This is a genomic window from Pandoraea vervacti (assembly GCF_000934605.2).
Taxonomy (GTDB): domain Bacteria; phylum Pseudomonadota; class Gammaproteobacteria; order Burkholderiales; family Burkholderiaceae; genus Pandoraea; species Pandoraea vervacti.
In genome coordinates, this window is the sequence record NZ_CP010897.2 from 2439789 (window position 1) to 2458038 (window position 18250).

General features: G+C 60.5%; 18 protein-coding genes. 16 read left to right on the forward strand and 2 right to left on the reverse strand.

The window, feature by feature from the left end:
• Positions 1-103 precede the first annotated feature (103 nt).
• A complete protein-coding gene (map, locus tag UC34_RS11020) occupies positions 104-931 on the reverse strand; it encodes a type I methionyl aminopeptidase (RefSeq protein WP_044455584.1) in 828 nt (275 codons plus the stop codon).
• A 99-nt stretch (positions 932-1030) separates the two neighbouring features.
• Positions 1031-2014 carry an IS110 family transposase gene (locus UC34_RS11025; protein ID WP_039396791.1) on the reverse strand — a complete coding sequence of 328 codons (984 nt, stop codon included), beginning with the start codon at positions 2012-2014 and terminating at the stop codon, positions 1031-1033.
• A 643-nt stretch (positions 2015-2657) separates the two neighbouring features.
• Between UC34_RS11025 and rpsB the strand changes: the two genes are divergently transcribed.
• From rpsB to UC34_RS11105, 16 genes are all read left to right on the forward strand, one after another.
• Complete coding sequence (gene rpsB, locus UC34_RS11030) at positions 2658-3407, forward strand: 30S ribosomal protein S2 (RefSeq protein ID WP_039398738.1); 750 nt, start codon at positions 2658-2660, stop codon at positions 3405-3407.
• Between the two features lie 153 nt (positions 3408-3560).
• On the forward strand, positions 3561-4442 hold the full coding sequence (gene tsf, locus UC34_RS11035; protein WP_044455585.1) for a translation elongation factor Ts: 882 nt from the start codon (positions 3561-3563) through the stop codon (positions 4440-4442).
• A gap of 98 nt (positions 4443-4540) precedes the next feature.
• Complete coding sequence (gene pyrH / locus UC34_RS11040; RefSeq protein WP_044455586.1) at positions 4541-5254, forward strand: UMP kinase; 714 nt, start codon at positions 4541-4543, stop codon at positions 5252-5254.
• Positions 5255-5341: 87 nt separating this feature from the next.
• A complete protein-coding gene (gene frr, locus UC34_RS11045; RefSeq protein WP_044455587.1) occupies positions 5342-5902 on the forward strand; it encodes a ribosome recycling factor in 561 nt (186 codons plus the stop codon).
• Between the two features lie 64 nt (positions 5903-5966).
• Positions 5967-6749 (forward strand): polyprenyl diphosphate synthase, encoded by a 783-nt coding sequence (gene uppS / locus UC34_RS11050; RefSeq protein ID WP_044455588.1) that lies wholly within the window; start codon positions 5967-5969, stop codon positions 6747-6749.
• Positions 6749-7558: a phosphatidate cytidylyltransferase gene (locus UC34_RS11055; RefSeq protein ID WP_044455589.1), complete on the forward strand. Its 810-nt coding sequence runs from the start codon at positions 6749-6751 to the stop codon at positions 7556-7558. Before uppS ends, UC34_RS11055 begins: the two co-directional genes overlap by 1 nt.
• 2 nt (positions 7559-7560) lie before the next feature.
• The gene (gene ispC, locus UC34_RS11060; RefSeq protein WP_044455590.1) at positions 7561-8760 is read left to right on the forward strand and encodes a 1-deoxy-D-xylulose-5-phosphate reductoisomerase; all 1200 of its coding nucleotides are present in this window, start codon (positions 7561-7563) and stop codon (positions 8758-8760) included.
• A 42-nt stretch (positions 8761-8802) separates the two neighbouring features.
• Positions 8803-10191: an RIP metalloprotease RseP gene (rseP, locus tag UC34_RS11065; RefSeq protein WP_044455591.1), complete on the forward strand. Its 1389-nt coding sequence runs from the start codon at positions 8803-8805 to the stop codon at positions 10189-10191.
• Between the two features lie 73 nt (positions 10192-10264).
• Complete coding sequence (gene bamA, locus UC34_RS11070) at positions 10265-12568, forward strand: outer membrane protein assembly factor BamA (RefSeq protein WP_174556766.1); 2304 nt, start codon at positions 10265-10267, stop codon at positions 12566-12568.
• 52 nt (positions 12569-12620) lie between these two features.
• On the forward strand, positions 12621-13154 hold the full coding sequence (locus UC34_RS11075; RefSeq protein ID WP_418303927.1) for an OmpH/Skp family outer membrane protein: 534 nt from the start codon (positions 12621-12623) through the stop codon (positions 13152-13154).
• A complete protein-coding gene (lpxD, locus tag UC34_RS11080) occupies positions 13151-14248 on the forward strand; it encodes a UDP-3-O-(3-hydroxymyristoyl)glucosamine N-acyltransferase (RefSeq protein ID WP_418303928.1) in 1098 nt (365 codons plus the stop codon). Before UC34_RS11075 ends, lpxD begins: the two co-directional genes overlap by 4 nt.
• Positions 14245-14703 (forward strand): 3-hydroxyacyl-ACP dehydratase FabZ, encoded by a 459-nt coding sequence (fabZ, locus tag UC34_RS11085; RefSeq protein ID WP_044455593.1) that lies wholly within the window; start codon positions 14245-14247, stop codon positions 14701-14703. Before lpxD ends, fabZ begins: the two co-directional genes overlap by 4 nt.
• 17 nt (positions 14704-14720) lie before the next feature.
• The gene (gene lpxA / locus UC34_RS11090; RefSeq protein ID WP_044455594.1) at positions 14721-15512 is read left to right on the forward strand and encodes an acyl-ACP--UDP-N-acetylglucosamine O-acyltransferase; all 792 of its coding nucleotides are present in this window, start codon (positions 14721-14723) and stop codon (positions 15510-15512) included.
• Between the two features lie 3 nt (positions 15513-15515).
• The gene (lpxB, locus tag UC34_RS11095) at positions 15516-16691 is read left to right on the forward strand and encodes a lipid-A-disaccharide synthase (RefSeq protein WP_044455595.1); all 1176 of its coding nucleotides are present in this window, start codon (positions 15516-15518) and stop codon (positions 16689-16691) included.
• A 107-nt stretch (positions 16692-16798) separates the two neighbouring features.
• Positions 16799-17434, forward strand: coding sequence for a ribonuclease HII (gene rnhB, locus UC34_RS11100; RefSeq protein WP_044458016.1), 636 nt, complete (start codon positions 16799-16801; stop codon positions 17432-17434).
• On the forward strand, positions 17431-18210 hold the full coding sequence (locus UC34_RS11105) for a TrmH family RNA methyltransferase (protein WP_044455596.1): 780 nt from the start codon (positions 17431-17433) through the stop codon (positions 18208-18210). The genes rnhB and UC34_RS11105 overlap by 4 nt, the downstream gene beginning before the upstream one ends.
• Positions 18211-18250: the final 40 nt, after the last annotated feature.

The window sequence follows — 18250 nt, forward strand, 5'->3', positions numbered from 1 at the left end:
TAGAAACGGCAGAAACGTTGGAAAAGCGCTCTGAAAACGACGACAAGAACCTGACAGGCTCACGTGGCCGCCCGTATCGTCGACGGACCGCCAGAGAACATCGTCAGGCGGCCGCGGCGAACGACGTGACATAGGACGAACCGGGCGGCGGCGGTGGCGTCAGCGCGGAATGCGTGAGCACCTCATGGCCGGTTTCCGTCACCAGCACCGTGTGCTCCCATTGGGCCGAGAGGCTGCGATCACGCGTTTTGACGGTCCATTGGTCCGGCATCGTGCGAATTTCTCGCTTGCCGGCGTTGATCATCGGCTCGATGGTGAAGATCATGCCGGCCTGTAACTCAATGCCCGTTCCCTGACGCCCGTAATGCAGGATCTGGGGGTCTTCGTGGAATACCTGGCCGATACCATGGCCGCAATATTCTCGTACCACGCTATATCCCTGGGCTTCGGCGTGCGTCTGGATCGCGTGACCGATGTCGCCCAGGTGCGCGCCCGGGCGAACCTGATTGATCCCGAGCCACATGCATTCGTACGTGACCTGTGCCAGGCGCTTCGCGAGAATCGTACCGTCACCCACGATGAACATGCGGCTCGTGTCACCGAAATAGCCGTCCTTGATCACCGTGATATCGATGTTGAGCGCGTCGCCGTTCTTGAGCGTTTTGTCGCCGGGAATGCCGTGGCAAATCACGTCGTTCACGGAGATGCACGTCGCCTTGGGGTAGGGGGGGTAACCGGGGGGCTGGTAATTCAGCGGCGCGGGCACCGTGCCTTGCTCTTTGACCATGAACTCGTGGCAAAGACGGTCGAGTTCCCCGGTGGTCACGCCTGCACGCACGTGCGGCGTAATGAAATCAAGCACTTCACTCGCCAGGCGGCAAGCGACGCGCATCATTTCGATGTCGTGGGCATTCTTGAGGGTAATGGCCATTGCGGAGTCGGGCAAATTACGTAAATAGTGACGCATTATCGCATCAATGAACCGTTTTGGCCTTGTCCGACGAGGATTTCGGAGATACCGTCTTGCCCGTCAAGCGATTGCGACGTAGTTCGCCCGATAAGGCTGTCGTGTCTTCAGAACGCCGAAACACAGATGCACAAGCTTACGCATTGCAGCGCCGAGTATAGACATGGTGGATTTGCCACGCGCTGCCAAGCGTTCACACAATGCCTTGATGTGGGGGTTATAGCGTTTAGCGACGACGGCCGCCATGTAGAGAGTTGCCCGTACCTTGGGCGGCCCGGCCTTCGATAAACGTGAAGGGCCCTGGATCGACGATCCCGACTGCCTCTGCACCGGCACCAGGCCGAGATACGCCGCAAGTTGTTCTGCAGAATCGAAGTGGCGCGCGTGCATGATGGCAAGCAGCGTGCGGCCTACCTGAGGGCCAACTGCCGGGATACTTTGCAGCAACATCAAGTTTGCTTTAAGGCCCGGATGGGCAGCAATGTGATCATCGATCTCGCGTTGCAGGCTGGCTAAATGGCGCTCCAAAAACTCGATCGTCTCGAGAATCGAATGCAGGACTAGCGCCGTTGGAGCCGTGATTTCCGCTTTCTCATGCCGGTTGCGCTCACGCTGAAGATCTTGTGCAAGCGCTTCACGGCGCGCCATCAGTGCTTGAAGTATGCGAGCCTCGGGCGCTGGAGGACTCCAGCGCATTGGCCGTGCGTGCATCGCAAAGCGCGCTAACACGTGGCTGTCTACAATGTCGTTCTTCGTGCGCACGCCCATTCCGGTCGCAAAAGCACGCACCTGCGCAGGATTAACGACAGACACGGAGAGCCCGGCATCGTGCAGGCCACACGCGGCCATCTCGTGATAGACGCCGGTACCTTCGAGCGCGACATGTACGTGGCTCGGCTCGGTGTGTCTCTTGCCCAACCAGCCCAACAGATCGGTTAGGCCGGCGCGGCTATTGGCAACAACCTTCGTACTACGCTTGCCGTTTGTCATGTCCAGCAGGCAGCAATCCAGCTTGGCTTTGGCAACATCAATACCGAGGTAGAACATCAATTTGATCCTTAATCGAGGAATCAATACCAACTCACCCACTTGCCTTGTACATACAGGGTCCACGCCCTTGGCTACCGTTCAGTGTCTGTGCTGGTGAGGGCGAGGCGAAGGGCATTATCTCCACAGCAAGGTCCAAGCCTTCAGGCTCCAAACATGCTCACTTCACCTCATGTGACGGTAGCTAACCATCACGAAGACGAAGATACAAGGGCTCCGACGGTGAATTGCCGTGAATCCGACGACGTGCGTGAAGCGGGTGCTGCACTCGCCCGCAAGCCGCGCGAATCGGGCATTCACGGCCTGTCATCACAAGTTCACGTGCCGCTTGAGTGCCAGCACGGCCCGATGCTATAATCTCGGGCTAAGTCGAGGACGAGTTGTCAATAAGGTCGAGGGTTTCCCCTTGGTTTTTTGCGAGATTCGCCGAAGTTTTGGGGTGTTTAGCCCCAAAATGGTGCCAACAGGCGCAATTTTCGGTGGTCTCGAGTGGCATGTCCGTCGTCGGCTTGGAAATTTTGAAATCGCGGGCCGGCGCACCCAGGGTGCCCGATCTTCGCAGGCGGGTCATGCAAAGCTGTATGGCAGTCTGGCGAAACGGGTACGGCAGCCGGTCTAAGACCTAACCCTCACGGAGAATCACATGTCTGTCACGATGCGTCAGATGCTGGAAGCGGGCGTCCACTTTGGTCACCAAACCCGTTTCTGGAACCCCAAGATGGCCCCCTATATCTTCGGCCATCGCAACAAGATTCACATCATCAACCTCGAAAAGACGTTGCCGATGTACCAGGACGCACTGAAGTACGTGCGTCAGCTGGCAGCAAACCGCGGCACGATCCTGTTCGTGGGCACGAAGCGTCAAGCGCGTGACATCGTGGCGGAAGCCGCAGCACGTGCCGGTATGCCTTACGTCAACAACCGTTGGCTGGGCGGCATGCTGACGAACTTCAAGACCCTGAAGTCGTCGATCAAGAAGCTCAAGGACATGGAGCAGGCTCTGGAAGCCGGCGAGCAAGAGCGCATGAGCAAGAAGGAAGCGCTGCTGTTCGATCGCGAAATGGCCAAGCTGCAAAAGTCGATCGGTGGCGTGAAGGAAATGGGTGGCATGCCCGACGCCATTTTCGTCGTCGACGTCGGCTATCACAAGATCGCCATCACGGAAGCCAACAAGCTGGGTATTCCCGTGATCGCAGTGGTCGATACGAACCACTCGCCGGAAGGTGTGGATTACGTGATCCCGGGTAACGACGACTCGAGCAAGGCTGTCGAGCTGTACGTGCAAGGCGTTGCCGACGCGATCCTCGAAGGCCGTGCAAACGCCGTCAAGGAAGTCGTTGAAGCCGTTCGCGGCGAAGGCGACGAGTTCGTCGAAGTGAACGAAGAGGCGTAAGCGGCCACCGCTGCGTAACAAAAGGGGCTGCTTGTGGCGCCCCTTTTTTTTAGTCCGATTTCCCCGTGTGGGGTGTGCGGGCGCCAGGGGCGGGCAATGAGGCCGTCCTAGTGAAGCCCCCTCCCGACTGATTCGATATACAGGAGTAATGATATGCCGGCAATTACTGCAGCAATGGTGGGCGAACTGCGCGCCAAGACCGATGCGCCGATGATGGAATGCAAGAAGGCGCTGACCGAAGCCGACGGCGACATGGTCCGTGCTGAAGAAATCCTGCGTGTCAAGCTGGGTAGCAAGGCCAGCAAGGCCGCTAGCCGCATCACGGCTGAAGGCGTGATCTCGGCTTACATCGACGGCGGCAAGGGTGCCGTGGTCGAAATCAACTGCGAAACCGATTTCGTCTCGAAGAACGACGACTTCCTGAAGTTCGCCAACGATCTGGCCAAGCTGGTCGCCGAGAACAACCCGGCTGACGTTGCAGCCCTGTCGGCACTGCCGCTCGACGGCAAGACCGTTGATCAAGTGCGTGCCGACCTGATCGGCAAGATCGGCGAAAACATGACGATCCGTCGCTTCCAGCGCTACGAAACGTCGGGCAAGCTCGCTGCTTACCTGCACGGCACGCGCATCGGCGTGGTCGTCGAGTACGAAGGCGCGGACGCCGAAGTTGGCAAGAACGTCGCCATGCACATCGCCGCCATGAAGCCGGTGGCCGTGTCGGGTGACCAGGTGTCGCCGGAACTGATCGAGAAGGAACGCAAGGTTGCCGCAGAAAAGGCCGCGGAATCGGGCAAGCCGGCCGAGATCGTCGCCAAGATGGTGGAAGGCAGCGTGCAGAAGTTCCTGAAGGAAGTCTCGCTGTTCAACCAGACGTACGTGAAGGACGACAAGGCAACCGTCGAACAGATGCTCAAGGCCAACAACACGACGGTCAAGGGCTTCACGATGTACATCGTCGGCGAAGGCATCGAGAAGAAGCAAGACGACTTCGCTGCCGAAGTGGCAGCTCAGGTGGCCGCTGCAAAGCAGTCGTAATTCGCGCAGTACCGTAGTATTCGGGGGCGGCGGTGCCGTCCCCGTTGTTTCATCCAGAATACCCCCACAGTGCCCGACCAGACTCCTTAAGGACCGCCATGTCTACTCCTTACAAACGCGTACTTCTCAAGCTTTCTGGTGAAGCCCTCATGGGTGACGATTCGTTCGGCATCAATCGCGCAACCATCGAGCGGATGGTTGGCGACATCGCCGAAGTCGTTCGCCTGGGCACGCAACTGGCCGTCGTGATCGGCGGTGGCAATATCTTCCGGGGTGTGGCAGGCGGTGCCGCCGGCATGGACCGGGCGACGGCCGACTACATGGGGATGCTTGCCACCATGATGAACGCGCTGGCGCTGCAGGACGCCATGCGTCACGCTGGCATCGAAGCGCGTGTGCAATCCGCGCTGCGTATGGACCAGGTCGTCGAGCCTTACATTCGTCCGCGCGCGATCCGTCAACTCGAAGAGGGCAAAGTCGTGATCTTCGCCGCCGGTACGGGCAACCCGTTCTTCACGACCGACACGGCTGCGGCGTTGCGCGGCTCGGAGGTCGGCGCGGAAGTGGTGCTCAAGGCGACCAAGGTCGACGGCGTGTACTCGGCTGACCCCAAGAAGGATCCGAACGCTGTAAAGTACTCGACCATCAGCTTCGACGAGGCGATCTCGAAGAATCTGCAGGTCATGGACGCGACGGCTTTTGCTCTGTGCCGCGATCAGAAGATGCCGGTGCGCGTTTTCTCGATCGTGAAGCCGGGGGCGCTCAAGCACGTCATCCTCGGCGAAGACGAGGGAACGCTCGTCCACGTTTGAGTTCAAATTGCGGCGTCGGCGTGCATTGGCGCGCCGACGCCGTATCATTTATGTTTGCGTAACAAATTTCAAGGTTTGGAGGTTGCCATGAGCGTTGCTGACGTCAAAAAGAATGTCGAGCAGAAGATGACCAACTCGATCGAGTCGTTCAAGGGCCAACTGGCTAAAATCCGTACCGGTCGCGCGCACACCGGTCTGCTGGACCACGTGCAGGTCGATTATTACGGTTCGATGGTGCCGATCAGCCAGGTTGCGAACGTGACGCTCGTCGACGCCCGTACCATCGGCGTTCAACCGTGGGAAAAGAACATGGTGGCCAAGGTCGAAAAGGCGATTCGCGAATCGGACCTCGGACTGAATCCTGCGACGCAAGGCGACTTGATTCGTGTGCCGATGCCCATGCTGACCGAAGAGCGTCGCCGTGAAATGACCAAGCTGGTCAAGAGCGAAGGCGAAGCCGCCAAGGTCGCCGTGCGCAATCTGCGCCGCGACGCGAACGATCAGGTCAAGAAGCTGGTGAAGGACAAGGAAGCTTCGGAAGACGATCAGCGCCGTTCGGATGACGACGTGCAGAAGCTGACCGACAAGTTCGTCGCTGAGATCGACAAACTTGTTGCGCAGAAGGAAGCCGAGATCATGACGGTGTGAGTGCCTCGGCACTTACCGCAAGATCTCCGCAGACTTTCGCGCTCGACTCCCGCGCCGTATCTCAATGGGTTTTCTAAGCTCTACGCTTTCTGCTCCCCACACAGCGAGCATCCCGCGTCACGTCGCCATCGTCATGGATGGCAACGGGCGTTGGGCTACCAGTCGTAAATTGCCTCGCGTCGCAGGGCACAAGCGTGGCGTCGATGCCGTGCGTGAAGCGGTGACGGCGTGTGCCGAGCTCGGCGTCGAGTACTTGACCCTGTTCGCGTTCAGTTCCGAGAACTGGCGTCGTCCGCAGGATGAAGTCTCGACGCTGATGCAGTTGTTCATCCTGGCGCTCGAGCGCGAAGTGGGCAAGCTGCACAGCAACGGCATTCGACTGCGCGTGATTGGCGCGCTCGAAGCGTTCGAGCCGCGCATTCAGGAGCTTGTCCGGCGCGCGGAAGAGCGCACTAAGGACAATAAAGGGCTCACCTTGACCATCGCTGCCAATTACGGCGGGCGATGGGATATTCTCCAGGCAGCGCGAAAGCTCGCCGCCGCGCGTGTTGCGCAGGGCGGTGCAGCGGCGCTCGAGACATCGTTTTCGGAAGACGACCTCGCGCCTTATCTGAGCATGGCCTACGCACCGGAACCGGATCTCTTCATCCGCACCGGCGGCGATCAGCGCGTCAGTAATTTTCTGCTTTGGCAACTGGCGTACACTGAACTGTATTTCACCGAAGAATTCTGGCCGGACTTCAACGCCAATACGCTTAAACGGGCCGTTGCCGAGTTTCAGCAACGCGAGCGCCGTTTCGGTCGTACCAGCGCACAAGTCCAGAACCCCTCGGGACAATCCGCCTGATGCTCAAGACACGCGTCATTACCGCTGTCGTACTTCTCGCCATTCTGTTGCCTGTGATCTTCGTCGGTACGCCGGCGCAGTTCGCTTTGCTCGCGGCCATCATTGTGGCGGCCGCCGGGTGGGAATGGGGCCGCCTGGTCGGATTGAACGGCGCTGGCGCTATTTTCTATGGCGCACTCGCATTATTGGGCGTCGGCCTGACATGGGCGGGCGGATGGACGCTGTCCTTGATCTGGCTCAAGCCCGCTGCCGTTTTCTGGATTTTGGCCGGTCCCTATACGCTTGCTCGCAAGCCGGCGACTCGGGGCGCCTGGCGTGGCCTGTTGCTGGTCGCCGGTCCCGTACTATTGATCGCCGCCTGGCAGGCCCTTTGTCTGGCGCGTGAGCGCGGCGTGGCGTTCTTGCTGTCCGTACTCGTGATCGTCTGGCTGGCGGACACCGGCGCCTATTTTGCAGGCCGTGCGTTCGGCAAGCGCAAACTCGCACCATCCATCAGTCCGGGAAAGTCGTGGGAAGGGGCGATCGGTGGATGGCTTTTGGTGCTTGTCGTTGCTGCTGTAGTGTTCGTCAGCGGTCTGCAGGCACCCACGATCGTGTCTCATCTCGCCAGTGCGCAGGGCTTGTTTGTCGGCGCGGTGACGCTGACCGTGCTGGTGGCCTTCTCGGTCGTGGGCGATTTGTTCGAATCTCAACTCAAGCGGCAAGCCGGCGTGAAGGATTCCAGCGCGCTGCTGCCCGGCCATGGCGGCGTGCTCGACAGAATTGACGCACTGCTCCCTGTGCTCCCGCTGGCTCTGCTCTTCGTCTGATCATGTCGCAACGTCTCTCCATTCTCGGCTCCACTGGCTCCATCGGCGTTAGCACGCTCGACGTCGTGGGGCGTCATCCCGACCGTTTTTCGGTCTATGCGTTGTCGGCGCACCGTAATCTGGATCGCCTTTTCGAGCAGTGTGTCGCCCATCGTCCGCAAGTGGCGGTCGTGGCCGATGCTGAAGGCGCGGCCGTCTTGTCGGCGCGCCTGGTCCAGGCCGGTTTGAAGATCGACGTTGCGTACGGTCCGCAGGCACTCATCGACATCGCCGAGGCGGCGGAACCGACGACGGTCGTTGCCGCCATTGTGGGGGCGGCCGGACTTCAGTCGACGTTGGCGGCCGCGCGCGCAGGCAAGCGCATTTTGCTGGCGAACAAAGAGTCGCTGGTGCTCTCCGGCGCGCTGTTCATGGCGAGCGCCGAGCGTGCCGGGGCAACGCTGCTGCCGCTCGACAGCGAGCACAATGCCATTTTTCAATGCCTGCCTCAGGTGGCGTCCGAGAACCGTGCGACCACGCGCGGCGTGGAAAAGCTGGTGCTGACGGCGTCGGGCGGTCCGTTCCGCGAGCGCGAACTGGCATCGCTTGACGACGTGACGCCGGACGAGGCGTGCGCCCATCCGAACTGGGTCATGGGGCGCAAGATTTCCGTGGACTCCGCCAGCATGATGAACAAGGGCCTGGAGGTGATCGAAGCCCACTGGCTGTTCAACATGCCGCCGCAGAAGATCGAGGTGCTGATCCATCCGCAAAGCGTCATTCACTCGATGGTCACTTACACGGATGGCTCCACGCTGGCGCAACTCGGCAACCCCGATATGCGTACGCCGATTGCGCATGCGCTCGCCTTCCCTGACCGTGTGACGTCGGGCGTGGCTTCGCTCAATCTCGCGGATATCGGCAAGCTCACATTCGAAGCCCCGGACCTGCGTCGCTTTCCGTGCCTGCGTCTGGCATTCGATACGCTGCATCGCGGCGGCACCGCCGGTGCGCTGCTCAATGCATCCAATGAAATTGCCGTGGCGGCGTTCCTCGAGGGACGTATCCGGTTCACGGCCATCGCTCAGGTGGTCGAGCAGGTGCTCGATGCCTTGCCGGTGGGTGAGGCCACATCGCTCGATGTCGTGCTCGACGCTGACCGTCGGGCGCGTGAATTGGCGGCGTCGATCGTCGCCAGGTTGCCCGCTCCGGCGCGTTCCTGACGCCGCTGACCATGTCGTAACGTCCCCGGGGCCTGTCTGCTCATGAATCTGCTGACCACGTTGCTTGCGTTCGCCATCGCCATTGGCGTGCTGGTGGTGTTCCATGAGTTGGGCCACTACACCGTCGCGCGGTTGTGTGGCGTGAAGGTGCTCCGGTTTTCCGTCGGGTTCGGTGCGCCGTTGTTCAAATGGACGATGGGCCGGGACCGCACGGAATGGACGGTTTGTGCGTTGCCGCTCGGCGGTTATGTCCGCATGCTGGACGAGCGCGACGAGACGCAGATCGTGGCGCCCGAGGATCGCGCCCGGGCGTTTAACCGAAAGTCCGTCTACCAACGTTTCGCCATCGTCGCGGCCGGTCCGGTCGCCAATTTCCTCCTGGCTATTGCGCTGTACGCCGGTCTCAATCTGGCGGGCGTGACCGAACCGGTCGCGCGCATTGCGCCGCCTGCGGCGGGAACACTGGCCGCGCGTGCGGGCATGTCTGGCGGAGAGTTGATCACGGCGGTCCGGGAGAGCGGGAGGCAGCCTGACGAGGCGATTGGCGACGAGGCTCCGGTCCGCTCCTGGGAGGACCTTCGCTGGCGCCTGGTCGATCCGATGATCGAAGGGCAGCGCGTGACATTGGTGGCCCGCACGCGCGACGGGCGAGCTGAATTCACGCTGGACGCAGCCGGGCAGCATTTCGATGCGGACGGCGAGCAGGATTTCATGCAGCGCCTGGGGCTTGTCCCATCGGCGCGGGTCAAGGTTGGGCAGATCATGGCGGGCGGTGCGGCGGGCGCTGTCGGACTGCGCGTCGGCGACGAGATCACGACTGTCGATGGCAGCCCCGTGACGTCGGCCAAGGGATTCGTGGATGCGGTGCGCGCCCATCCGGGCAAGCCGATGACGCTGACCGTGCGGCGGGACGGCAGCTCGCGCAGCGTCACGCTCACGCCGTCGGTGGACGCCGATCCGGCTGCAGGCGGCGCCCGCGTTGGCAAGATCGGGGCGGCACTGGCGAGCCAGGTCGATTCGGTGACGGTTCGGTATGGATTGTTCGAGGCGATCGGTCGAGGGGCGCAGCGTACGTGGGATGTGACGGCGTTCAGCGTTCGGATGTTTGGGAAGATGATCACGGGGCAGGCATCGCTCCGGAATTTGAGCGGTCCGGTCACGATTGCGGACTATGCAGGGCGTTCAGCGCGTCTGGGACTGGATTATTTCGTCGCCTTTCTGGCGCTTGTCAGCATTAGTCTGGGCGTATTGAATCTGTTGCCGATTCCGGTTTTGGACGGTGGCTATCTGTTATATTATGCGGTCGAAGCGATTACCGGTCGGGCAGTTTCCGAGCGGTGGCAGGGCGCGCTGCAACGAGTGGGCATCGTTTGCATCCTTGCGCTCTCTGCCGTAGCACTTTTCAATGACCTGTCGAAGTTGCTGCACTAGGACAGCGTCACGTGCCTGCCGGTCGCAGGCAAATCCGAGTTTTTACGATTCAATTGTTTCTTGGGGAAGCAAGTTGTCGAATAAATACCACCTTGTTCCGAAGACCCTGGTGATTGCGGTTCTGGCGGCACACAGTTTCCTGGCACGCGCCGTCGAGCCGTTCGTGGTCAAGGATATCCGAGTGGAGGGCTTGCAGCGCATTGAACCCGGTACCGTGTTCTCGTACCTGCCGGTCAAACCGGGTGACAAGTTCAACGACGATAAGGGTACCGAAGCAATTCGTGCCCTTTATGCCACGGGTCTGTTCTCGGACGTGAGCGTTGAAGCGCAGGGCAGCGTGCTGGTGGTTCACGTCAACGAGCGTCCCGCAATTGCTTCCATCGACTTCCTCGGCATCAAGGAATTCGACAAAGACGGTCTCAAGAAGGCGCTGCGCTCGGTCGGCCTGACCGAAGGCCGCACGTTCGACCGCAACCTGCTCGACAAATCGGAGCAGGAACTCAAGCGTCAATATCTCACGCGCGGTTACTACGCTGCCGAGGTGAAGACGACGGTCACGCCGCTCGAACGCAACCGTGTGGGCATCCAGTTTGCGGTGACGGAAGGCCCGAAGGCCACCATCCAGCAGATCAATTTCGTTGGCAACAAGGCGTTCTCCTCGTCGGACCTGATGTCCGAGATGGAACTGGGTACGCCGAACTGGCTGTCCTGGTATTCGAAGAACGATCTGTATTCCAAGGACAAGCTCACGGGCGACCTGGAAAAGCTTCGCTCGTTCTACTTGAATCGCGGTTATCTGGAATTCAACATCGACTCCACCGACGTTTCGATCACGCCGGACAAGGACGAGATGTTCCTCACCATCAATCTGCACGAAGGCGAGCCCTACAAAGTGTCGGATGTGAAGCTTTCGGGCGAAATGCTCGGCAAGCAGGATGACATCCAGAAACTTGTGCAACTGAAGGCGGGCGATACGTTCTCGGCAGCCAAGCTGCAAGCGAGTACCAAAGCCATTTCGGATTTGCTCGGCAACTACGGTTTTGCGTTCGCGAACGTGAATGCGCAACCGACGATCGACCGCAACAACCACACCGTCGCGCTGACGATGACGATCGATCCGGGTCGTCGCGTGTATGTCCGCAAGATCAATATCGTGGGCAACTCGCGTACGCGTGACGAAGTGATTCGTCGTGAATTGCGTCAGCTCGAAAGCTCGTGGTACGACGCGGACCGTCTCAAGCTCTCGCAGGACCGTATCAACCGACTGGGCTACTTCACCGACGTCAACGTGACCACCGAGCCGGTCGCCGGATCGAACGACCAGGTCGATCTTCAGGTGAAGGTCGAAGAAAAGCCGACGGGTACCATCAACGTGGGTGCCGGCTTCTCGTCGACCGACAAGGTGGTGCTGCAGGCCGGTATCAGCCAGGACAACGTTTTCGGTTCGGGAACGTCGCTGTCGGTGAACGTGAACACCGGTAAGACGTACCGCACTCTGGCGGTCACGCAGGTCGATCCGTACTTCACGGTCGACGGTGTGAGCCGTATTACGGATATTTACTACCGCACGTATCAGCCGCTGCTGCTCACGAGCGATTCGGATTTCCGTATCAACACGCTCGGCGGTAACCTGAAGTTCGGTGTGCCGTTCTCCGAAGTCGATACGGTGTTCTTCGGTCTGGGCTTCGAACAGACGCGTCTGCACCTCACGACCGACGGCACGACGCCTCAGCGTTATGTCGACTACGCCAAGCAGTTCGGCTATGTCAGCAATAACTACCCGCTGACAGTGGGTTGGTCGCGCGATTCGCGTGACAGCGCACTGATTCCGAACCGCGGTCATTATCAGCAGGCCAACCTTGAAGTTGGTACGCCCATCGGGACGACCAAGTACTTCCGTGCGTACTATCAGCACCAGTACTACTACCCGGTGAGCCGCGGCTTCACGCTGGCGCTCAATGGTGAAGTTGGCTACGGTCACGGCCTGGGTGGTCAGCCGTTCCCGATCTTCAAGAACTACTTCGCCGGCGGTATCGGCTCGGTGCGTGGTTATGAGCCAAGCTCGCTGGGTCCGAGGGACACCAACGGCGAACCGCTGGGTGGTGCATCGAAGCTGATCGGTAACATCGAACTTACGTTCCCGCTGCCGGGCACGGGTTATGACCGCACGCTCCGTATCTTCACGTTCTTGGACGGTGGTAACGTGTTCGATAACGGCCAGGCGATTACCTTCAATAACCTGCGCTATTCTTACGGTTTCGGTCTGTCGTGGATTTCACCGATTGGCCCGCTCAAGCTCTCGATGGGCTTCCCGCTCGTCAAGAAAACGGGCGACCAGTATCAGAAATTCCAGTTCCAGGTCGGTACGTCGTTCTAATGACGACGCCTCGACCGGTTCCGAACGTTTCATCGTTGTAAGGGGTAATACATTGAACGGTATCCGTAAGCATTGCCTTCGCGGCGTCGCCGCGGCGTTGCTGGCTGGTGCGGCTTTTGCCGCTTCGGCTCAGGATGCGCGCATCGCCGCTGTCAATTCGGATCGCATTCTGCGCGATTCCACACCGGCCAAGGCTGCGCAGGCCAAGCTCGAAGCCGAGTTCTCCTCGCGAGACAAGGCTTTGCAGGATATGGCCCAACGTCTCAAGGTGATGTCGGACAAGCTCGACAAGGACAATCCGACGTTGAGCGACGCCGAGCGCGCCAAGCGCCAGCGCGATCTGGCCGCAGCCGACACCGAATTCCAGCGCAAGCAGCGTGAGTTTCGTGAAGATCTGAACCAGCGTCGCAACGAAGAACTCGCTGCAGTGCTCGACCGCGCCAATCGCGTGATCAAGCAAATCGCGGAGACGGACAAGTACGACCTGATCGTGCAGGAAGCGGTCTATGTCAGCCCGCGCATCGATATCACGGACAAGGTGCTCAAGACCCTGAACGCGAGTTCGGGCAGCACCAGCGGCAAGTGACGGGCGCGCAATCCACGTCGGGGGTGCCGTCCGCACCCACCGTCACGCTTGCTCAGTTGGTCGCTCGCTTCGGCGGCGATCTGGTGGGCGACGGTGAGGTTGCCGTCGAAGGTCTGGCGCCGCTCGATCGTGCCGGTGCACGCCAACTCGCTTTCCTGTCCAATCCGCTCTATCTCGCAGAAGTGCCGAATTCCGGCGCTGCCGCGGTCATTCTCTCCAAAGCCGATTTCGACAAGCTGCCGACGCATGAAGGCCGTGCGTGGATCGTTGCGCCGAATCCCTACGCTTACTTCGCGCGTGTCGCGCAGATGTTCGCACAGGCCGCGGCACCGGTGCCGTCGGCTGGCGTTCATCCGAGCGCGACGGTCGATCCCACGGCCGTGGTGCCCGCATCGTGCGTGATTGGGCCGAACGTCGTGATCGAAGCGGGCGTGCGTCTGGGCGAGCGCGTTCGCTTGATGGCCAATGTGTTCGTCGGTCGCGACACGACGTTGGGTGACGACGTGCTCGTCTATCCGAACGCGACGCTGTATCACACGACCGTCATCGGTGCGCGTTGCGTGATTCATGCGGGCGCCGTCATCGGCTCCGATGGTTTCGGCTTCGCCCCGGATTTCTCCGCGGCGGGCGGCGAGTGGGTGAAAATTCCGCAGGTCGGCCGAGCCGTGATCGAAGACGATGTCGAGATCGGGGCGTCCACGTCGATCGATCGTGGCGCAATGGCCGATACGGTCATCGAACACGGGTGCAAGATCGACAATCAGGTGCAGATTGCGCACAACGTGCGTGTCGGCGCCTTCACGGTGATTGCCGCGTGCACGGGCATTGCCGGTAGTAGCACGATCGGAAAATTCTGCATGTTGGGAGGCAATGTCGGCATTGCCGGACACGTGACGCTTGGAGACAAAGTCATCGTGACCGCCAAGTCGGGGGTGTCCAAGTCGCTTCCCAACCCGGGCACCTATACCAGTGCATTTCCGGCGATTCCGAACGCCGAATGGAACAAAAACGCGGCCATCATGCGCAATCTGGACAAGATGCGCGAGCGCGTGCGACAACTTGAAGCGAAGGTCAAGGACCTGCAAGACAAATGAGCGAGACCACTATCAATATCGACATCCACAAGATCATGAAGCTGCTGCCGCATCGGTATCCGATGCTGATGGTGGATCGCGTAATCGGGTTGGAGCCGCACAAGAATATCAAGGTCATCAAGAACGTCACGATCAATGAGCCGTACTTCACCGGCCATTACCCGCAGCGACCGGTCATGCCGGGCGTGCTGATCGTCGAAGCGCTGGCACAGGCGGCTGCGCTGCTCACGTTCTCGGAAGAACCCGTTCACGATGAAAACACGCTGTATTATTTCGTCGGCATCGAGAACGTTCGATTCAAGCGTCCGGTCGAACCGGGTGACCAGCTCATCCTCTCGGTTGACTTCATCAGCCACAAGCGCGGCTTTTTCAAGTTCAAGGGTGTGGCGACGGTGGATGGCAAGCTTGCCGCAGAAGCCGAGTTCATGTGCATGGTCAAGAAGAACGGCGAATAACCGGAACCAAGACGCTCATGACGAACATTCATTCCACTGCAGTCGTCGATCCGAAGGCGCAACTGGCGAGCGACGTCGTCGTCGGTCCTTACGCGATCGTCGGTCCGAACGTGACGATCGGTGCGGGTTCGCAAATTCTCGCGCATACGGTCGTCGACGGTCACACGACGCTGGGCGAGGGCAACAAGATCGGCCCGTTCGCATCGATCGGCGGAAATCCGCAGGATATGAAGTATGCGGGCGAGCCGACCAAGCTCGTCATCGGTGATCGCAATACCATTCGCGAATTCACGACCATCCACACCGGCACGGTGCAGGACGGTGGCCTGACGAGTGTCGGCAACGACAACTGGATCATGGCTTATGTGCACATCGCGCACGATTGCCATGTGGCCAATCACACGGTGTTCTCGAGCAACGCGCAACTGGCCGGGCATGTCCATGTCGATGACTGGGCGATCATTGGCGGTATGACTGGCGTGCATCAGTTTGTGCGCATTGGCGCTCACTCGATGGTCGGGGGCGCCTCGGTGCTGGTGCAGGATGTTCCGCCGTTTGTCATTGCGTCGGGCGACCGCGCAGTGCCCTACGGTATCAACGTCGAAGGCTTGCGCCGTCGCGGCTTCACCGCCGATGCGATTACGGCGTTGCGCCATGCGTACAAGCTCCTTTACAAGAGCGGGTTGACGCTCGACGAGGCGAAGGTGCAGATTGAAGCCTTCGGCAATGCCGGTGCACCGGACGTTTTCGAGGCGGTGCGCGCACTGCTCGACTTCCTCAACGCAAGCACGCGCGGTATCGTGCGCTGACCTATGTCGCCGACCCTTCCCGGCGCCGGCCAGCGAACCCTGGCGATGGTGGCCGGGGAGCTGTCAGGCGATCTCATTGCCGGCAACGTGCTTGCCGGTCTCAAGCAGAGCCTTCCGTCCGACATCGCGTACGCCGGTGTCGGTGGTCCGCACATGGCGGAAGAGGACTTCGATGCCTATTGGCCCATCGACAAGCTCTCCGTCATGGGCTATGTCGAAGTCATCAAGCATCTGCGCGAAATCCTCTCGATCCGCAAGCAATTGCGTGAGCGCTGGTTGGCTGAGAAGCCGCTGGCGTTCGTTGGCTTCGATGCGCCCGATTTCAACTTCGATCTCGAAATCAAGCTGCGCGAGGCAGGCATTCCCACGATTCACTTCGTGAGTCCGTCGATTTGGGCGTGGCGCGGCGGACGGATCAAGAAGATCAAGCGCGCGGTGGATCACATGCTGTGCTTGTTTCCCTTCGAGCCGGAGATCTATCACCGTGCTGGCATCGACGCGACGTTCGTCGGTCACCCGATGGCCGACAAGATTCCGATGGTGCCGGATGTTGCGGGGGCGCGAGCCAAACTGGGGCTCGCCGGCGATGGTCCGGTCGTTGCGATTCTCCCGGGCAGCCGCACATCCGAGGTACAGCGACTGACGCCGGTGTTTTTTGCCGCGATGCGTTTGCTCGCCGCGCGAGATCCGTCGATTCGATTCGTACTGCCAGCGGCAACGCCGCGCCTGCGCGCGTTGATGCAGCCAATTTTCGATGCGCACAGCGACCTTCATCTCACCGTGATCGAGGGACGTGCACCGCTCGCATTGGAGGCCGCCGACAGCGTGTTGCTCGCGAGTGGAACGGCAACGCTTGAAGCGGCGCTGTACAAGAAGCCGATGGTGATCTCGTACAAGGTGCCCTGGCTGACTGCGCAGATTATGAAACGTCAGGGTTATTTGCCGTACGTGGGTTTGCCCAATATTTTGTGCGGTGAGTCCGTTGTGCCCGAGCTGTTGCAACATTTCGCGACGCCGCAAGCCCTGGCAGACGCCGTATGGCAACAGTTGACTGACCCCGCGCTTCGCGAATCTCTGCAAGCGCGCTTTACCAAGATCCATGAACAGCTTCGTCAAAACACGGCGGCACGTTCGGCAGAGGTGATCGAGCGCGTGCTGAGGGAAAAGGGGCGGATATGAGCGAAGACGTGAAGGTGCGTCGTCCCGTACGCAAATCGACGTCGAGCGATGGTGGAGGCGCCTCCGAGTCGCGCACGCGTGCACGCTCCAAGGCCACGCCGCCGCAAATGGTGTTCGACCTGTTTGCCGACGTCGCCGCTGATCTGACATGCGGGGTCGACGAGGTGGGGCGTGGGCCGCTTGCCGGTCCGGTCGTCACGGCGGCCGTCATTCTCGACCCGTCGCGTCCGATCAAGGGACTTGCCGACTCGAAGAAGCTGACGGCGCTGCGTCGCGAGGCACTTTATGAGGAAATCGTCGAGCGGTCGCTGGCGTTTTGTATCGCCGAGGCGAGCGTGGCCGAGATCGATTCGCTCAATATCCTCCATGCCACCATGCTCGCAATGCAACGCGCGGTGAACGGGCTCTCGCGTGTGCCGACGCTCGCGCTCATCGATGGCAATCGTTGCCCCGTCTTGCCAATGCGCGCCGAGGCCGTCATCAAAGGCGACGACAAGGTGCCGGCGATTTCTGCGGCGTCGATTCTGGCGAAGGTCACGCGCGATCGCCAGTTGACCGCGTTGCACGAAGAATTTCCGCAGTATGGTTTCGACGAGCACGTCGGTTACGGCACGCCGAGGCATCTCGAAGCATTGCGCGCGCATGGCCCGAGTCCGCATCATCGTCAGTCGTTTGCGCCGGTGCGTGAGGCGTTTGAAATTTTCGGCACGCTCACGGTGTCGCGCGTGGTCCGTTCGTCATGAAGCTCATCAGTTCCAAAGACAACCCGTTCTACAAGCGTCTGAAGCAACTGGCGCAGTCGAATCAGCAGCGTCGCAAGGTCGGTCAGACGCTGCTCGAAGGCGTGCACCTGGCCGATGCTTATCTCGGCGCATTGGGCCAGCCGCTTGTCTGCGTGGCGGCGGAGTCGGCGTTGGTGAACGATGAGGTCGCGCAGATCTGGGCGCGCGTCGACGCAGATCGCCGCGTGTGCCTGCCCGAGGCGTTGTTCGAGCCGCTTTCGACACTCGTCAACGGTGTGTCGCTGCTGTTCGTCGTGGAAATGCCATCCGGCCAGTTGCCGGCGGCGCAGATTACCGACTGCGTCATTCTCGACGCGGTGCAAGACGCGGGTAACGTTGGCTCCATTCTGCGTAGCGCGGCAGCGGCGGGGGTGCGCGACGTGTACTGCATGTCCGGTACGGCACTGACATGGTCGAGCAAAGTGCTGCGCGCCGGGATGGGAGCCCATTTCGCGTTGAATATCGTCGAACATTGCACGCCGGATTCGCTCGCACCGCGCCTTGCGGTGCCGTTGCTGGCGACCAGCTTGCAGGCGAGCACGTCGCTTTACGAGCAGGATTTGCGTGCGCCGGTGGCGTGGGTGTTCGGGAATGAAGGGGCGGGGGTGTCGCCGCACTGGCTCGATCGGGTGCAAACACCTGTTCGCATTCCGCAGCCGGGGGGGATGGAGTCGCTAAATGTTGCGGCGTGTGCGGCGATCTGCCTTTTCGAGGCGGTGCGTCAGCGATTGTCCTGACACTGCGCGGTCTGGCTCAACAAAAAGGGACGCTCGAGGG